Origin of the sequence: Nocardia sp. NPDC060220 (assembly GCF_042727815.1) — a bacterium.
In the GTDB taxonomy this organism is placed as follows: domain Bacteria; phylum Actinomycetota; class Actinomycetes; order Mycobacteriales; family Mycobacteriaceae; genus Nocardia.
Genome location: NZ_JBHWZY010000550.1, coordinates 1 through 4,701 on the forward strand (window position 1 = coordinate 1; position 4,701 = coordinate 4,701).

Here is a 4,701-nt window from a genome sequence, read left to right on the forward strand (position 1 = left end):
CCGCTTCACCATGGCCGGTCGGACCCTCAAACGAGTATCGACCGGACACAGGGCCTTTCAGGCAAGTCGCCCACACCTCGAGCAGCACCTTCGCACGCGGGTCGCGGCGCTGCCCAATGTCACCATTCGCGACAGGTGTGATGCCGGGTCGCTCGTTGTCAGCGCCGATGGAACGCGGATATCCGGGGTCGCGATCGTGGACCGTTCGGACGGGGCGCGTGAAACCATCGACGCGGACCTGGTCGTGGCATCGATGGGTCGAGCCGGCGTCGTCCCCTCATGGCTCGACAAGCTCGGCTACGACCGCCCAGCCGAAGAAGGCACCGCGATCGACATCATCTACCGCAGCGCCTTCATCCAGCTGCCGCCGAACGCATTGCCTCACGACAAGCTGGTCACGATCGGCGTACGCGATCTACCCCCGCGTGCCCTCGCCCTGTTCGCCGTCGAGGGCAACCGGCACATCCTGACGCTGATCGGCCACGACGGCGAGGAGCCGCCCAGGGACCAGGAAGGATTCCTCGACTTCGCCGCAGCCATCGCCCCGCCCGACGTGCTCGATGCCATCAAGAACGGTGAAATCATCGGCGATATCTCGACCTTCCGCTACAAGGCCAACCTGCGCCGACGCTACGAGCGGCTCGATCGCTTTCCCGAGGGACTGCTCGCGGTCGGTGACAGCCTGTGCAGCTTCAGCCCCGTCTACGGGCAGGGCATGACTGTCGCCGCGATCCAGATGGCCGTGCTGCGTGAGTGCCTCGCGCGGGGTGGAAAGAATCTTGCCACCAGGTTCTACACGGCGGTCACGCCGGAAATCGACAACGCCTGGCAACTCACCGTGATCGCCGACGGCGCCATGCCACACGTCAGTGCCGGTGTCTCGTTGCCGGTCCGAGCCGCCGTGGCGGCGCTCGAGCCGGTGCTGATCGCCGCCGAGCGTGACACCGCGGTCGCGACAACCCTGTACCGGGTGATGGGACTCGTCGACAAACCCCGCGCACTGCTCTCGCCCGCCATCGCCGCCCGCATCGCCGTCGCCAACGCCCGCGCCGCACTGGAAACCCTTGTCGGCACAGCACTTTCGTCGCACAGCCACACCTGAGCGAGGGCGCCGAGGATCAATTCGTCCACCGAGGCACGTTCGGCAGTCGAATCCAACGGATCGGGGCCCCGCGACACGGCTGAGCCTCATGACACGATCGAGCGCTTGACCCTGACACAGTGACAACGTCTTCACTGGAGGCAGGAGGTGGTTCCCATGAACTCGATACCAGCACACTCGGTAGACCCGCGGCTGCTTGCCGCACTGAGCGCGGAGACTGCATCGATCAGGCTGCGGGCTGCCCTGGCCGCGGGCACACAGCCACGCCCGGCGCTGCTCGGAGTCCTGATCGACCGCTGCGCCGTGGAGCCGGACTTCTTCGTCCGCGACATGCTCACCTGGGCACTGACCAGGCTCCCCGGCGAGCTGACCGTGCCGCGGCTGCGCGCCGAGCTGGAATCCGGGGGTGCCCAGGCCCGCAGCCAAGCGCTGCACACCCTGTCCAAGATCGGCGATCCGGCAGTCTGGCCGGCGATCACCCCCGCGCTGCTGCGCGATCCCGACGACGACGTGGCCCGCAGCGCGTGGCGAGCGGCGGTTGTTCTCGTGCCCGATGCCGAGCGCGCGGCGCTGGCCACCGAACTGGCCACCCAATTCGGGCGCGGTGATCGAGATGTTCGGCGCAGCCTGAGCCGGGCGCTGGCCACTCTGGGTGAGGTGATCACCACGGTGCTCCACCGGGCGGCCGGCAGTACCGACCCGCACGTGCGAGGTCACGCACAGGCCACCGAGCGGCTGCTGCGCGACCCGGACGCGGCCTTCGATCCCGACATCGACGCGGCGAAAAGAGTCGCGGCGCTCGACGGCGCACCGTGCTGATCGGCGAGGTGGCGCGGCGTTCGGGAGTCAGCACCCGAATGCTGCGCCACTACGACTCGCTCGGACTGGTGCGGCCCACCGGGCGCACCGTCGGCGGCTACCGTCAGTACTCCGACGCCGACATCCGCGGCATCTTCCACGTGGAGAGCCTGCGCTCGCTCGGGCTGTCGCTGCGCGAGATCGCTCGCGTACTCGCAGACCGATCGTTCACGCCGCAGACCTTGGTGAGCGAGCTGATCGCACGCACCGAGGAACGGCTGGCGCGCGAGCGCGAACTACTCGAACGTCTGCGCGCTGTCGAAAACGCCGAGCCCGGTGACTGGCACGACGCGCTACGCATTGTCGAACTCATGCGCACACTCGGCTCGACCGATCCCCACCGGCGCCTGCAGGCAGTGCTGAACCCGGCCGACAACGTGCCGGTGCCGACCGAGATGCTGGCCGCGGCCGTGCTCACCGAGGCCGAACCCAATATGGCAGGCGCCCTGCGCTGGGCGCTGTCGCGGGCAGGCGAGGACGGACTGGTCGGGCTCGCGCCCGGGCTGGCCGCCGCCGACGTCGAGGTCCGGCGCCGGGCGGTGCTGGCCGTGGCGGAAATCCCGGGCGACGCCGCGACCGCGCTGCTCACCGCCGCACTCGACGACCCGAACCCGACCGTCCGCGCTCCCGCAGCCCTGGCCGCCGGCAGCCGCGGGACGAGAGCGGCCGAGCCGATCCTGGTGGCCATGGTGATCGCGGGCACCAACGATGTCGACGCCGGTGAAGTGCTCGGCGCGCTGTCGCAGGACCCGGAATCCGCGGATCGAATACTGGGCGCGCTGACCGCCGCGCTGACCGCACACGAAGACGACGCCGGCATCCGTATCCGGCTCGTCCAAGCGCTGGTGGAGCTGCCCGGCACCCGCGCGCTGGCGACCCTGCGGGCACTGAGCGCGGACACCGATCACTCCGTTGCCCTCGTCGCCACCGCCTTCACCGACATGGTCGCTGCGCGAGCGACGAGCCCGGATTGCTGATCACAACCGATGGGTGTTCGTGGGCCACTGGCCACCGATGTCGCTGAACCCGCGGGCTGCCCTACCGAGCAGGTTCAGCGCAGAACGCGGGTGAACAAGCCGGTCAGTTCGGTCCAGTGCCGGGCATCGGCCCCGGCGTCATAGACATCGGTGTCGGATTGGGTGAAGCCGTGGCCGGCACCGAGATACACCTCGGTGCGGAAGATGGTGCCTGCGGCGCTGAAGGCGGCGTCGAGCTGTTCGATCTGTTCCGGCGGGAGGCCGGGGTCGGCGTCGGCATGCGCGAGATACACCTCGGCGGTGATTCGGTCGACTACGGCGTGCGGGCTGGTGGAGTCTTCGGTGGCCAGCCGGCCGCCGTGAAAGCCGGCCACCGCGGCCACTCGGTCGGGGTAGGCGGCGGCGGTGTGTAGTGCGTGGCGCACGCCCATGCAATAGCCGGACAGGCCCACCGGATTGCCCGTGGTCAGCGGGGAATCCGCCAGCCACGACAGATACGCGGCGGCGTCGGCGACGACGAGCTCGGGTGCCAACGCGGTCAGCAGCGGGCGCAGGACACCGAAGATCTCACCGCGACGGTCGGCCCCGATGACATCGGGAAGGTCGACCACCGGTGCGCAACCGTGGCGGTAGAACAGATTCGGAACGAGCACCGTGAAGCCATAAGCGGCGAGGCGTTCGGCGTCACGGCGCACCACCGGCCGCAGCCCGAACGCGTCGGAGAACACCAGCACCGCGGGATTGGGCGCGTTGTCGTCGGGGTAGGCGAGGAAGGAATCGGCCTTGCCGTCGGCCGTGGCCACGGCGAGGGTGAGCGTGTGTACCGCCACAGCGGAACCTCCTGAGCGCGTCGAGTTGACCACAATCTACTGATCGCGCAGCGGTGATCCGGCGCTCGAACCGGCCGGGACCGGCATTTGCGCACGCACTGAATTCGACGCAGCGCAAGCGGATCCGGGTACCAGCACCACCTGGATACCAGGATCGGCATGGACCACGATGATGGGATGAGTGAAGCGGTCGACCTGCGCTCGGTGAGCACCGAGCGTCGAGCCCAACTCGGTGCGTTCCTGAAGTCCCGTCGCGCCAAGATCACCCCCGCGGATGTGGGTCTGCCACCGGGCCCGCGGCGGCGAACGCCGGGTCTGCGGCGCGAAGAAGTCGCGCAGCTGTCGGGAATCGGCATCACCTGGTACACGTGGCTGGAGCAGGGCAGACCGATCAACGCCAGTGTTCAGGTGCTCGACGCGGTGGCGCGCACCCTCGGCCTGGATCACGCCGAGAAAGTGCATCTCTATCGCCTCGCGGATGTGCCGTCGGTGCCCGCTGCGGCAGTGGAGTCGGCGATGCCGCCCGGTCTGCCGATGATCCTGGACCAGCTCGCACCCTTGCCCGCGGTGCTTCTCGATTCCCGATACGACGTCCTGGCGCACAATGACGCCTATCGCGTGTTGTTTCCCGGCCTCGCCCGCCCCGACGCCAATGTGCTGCGCACGGTGTTCCTGACACCGGAGTGCTGCAATCCCTATCGGCACAACATCGATGATCTGCGTCGCATGGTTGCCTACCTGCGCGGTGCGTCGGTCCGTCACCTCGACGATCCGGCCTGGCAGGAGTTGATCGACGAGCTGTGTACTTCCAGCGCCGAGTTCGCCCGAATGTGGGCTCGCAACGACGTGGCCGTGCCGGTGAACCTCGTCAAGGTGATCCAGCATCTCGCCGTGGGTGACCTCGCGATGCATTTGACGATCATGAGTCTGCCCG

At 68.5% G+C, this 4,701-nt stretch carries 5 protein-coding genes; 4 read left to right on the forward strand and 1 reads right to left on the reverse strand.

The genetic code is table 11. The features are described 5' to 3' along the window. From ACFWF3_RS24810 to ACFWF3_RS24820, 3 genes are all read left to right on the forward strand, one after another. Positions 1-1,102 (forward strand): FAD-dependent monooxygenase (locus tag ACFWF3_RS24810; RefSeq protein ID WP_379315587.1); only part of this gene is annotated, 1,102 nt, incomplete at its 5' end. A gap of 156 nt (positions 1,103-1,258) precedes the next feature. Continuing rightward, on the forward strand, positions 1,259-1,921 hold the full coding sequence (locus ACFWF3_RS24815) for a HEAT repeat domain-containing protein (RefSeq protein ID WP_379315589.1): 663 nt from the start codon (positions 1,259-1,261) through the stop codon (positions 1,919-1,921). After that, positions 1,915-2,937, forward strand: a complete 1,023-nt coding sequence (locus tag ACFWF3_RS24820; protein ID WP_379315591.1) for a MerR family transcriptional regulator — start codon at positions 1,915-1,917, stop codon at positions 2,935-2,937. Before ACFWF3_RS24815 ends, ACFWF3_RS24820 begins: the two co-directional genes overlap by 7 nt. A 74-nt stretch (positions 2,938-3,011) precedes the next feature. On the opposite strand, the gene ACFWF3_RS24825 is transcribed toward ACFWF3_RS24820, so the two are convergent. Further along, the gene (locus ACFWF3_RS24825) at positions 3,012-3,767 is read right to left on the reverse strand and encodes a dienelactone hydrolase family protein (protein WP_379315593.1); all 756 of its coding nucleotides are present in this window, start codon (positions 3,765-3,767) and stop codon (positions 3,012-3,014) included. Between the two features lie 177 nt (positions 3,768-3,944). On the opposite strand from ACFWF3_RS24825, the gene ACFWF3_RS24830 reads away from it, so the two are divergent. Then, a partial coding sequence (locus ACFWF3_RS24830) for a helix-turn-helix transcriptional regulator (RefSeq protein ID WP_379315595.1) occupies positions 3,945-4,701 on the forward strand: 757 nt, incomplete at its 3' end.

Bases quoted from the DNA above. Each gene is read 5' to 3' on its own strand.
- ACFWF3_RS24815 (WP_379315589.1), top strand. From the start codon at position 1,259: ATGAACTCGATACCAGCACACTCGGTAGACCCGCGGCTGCTTGCCGCA.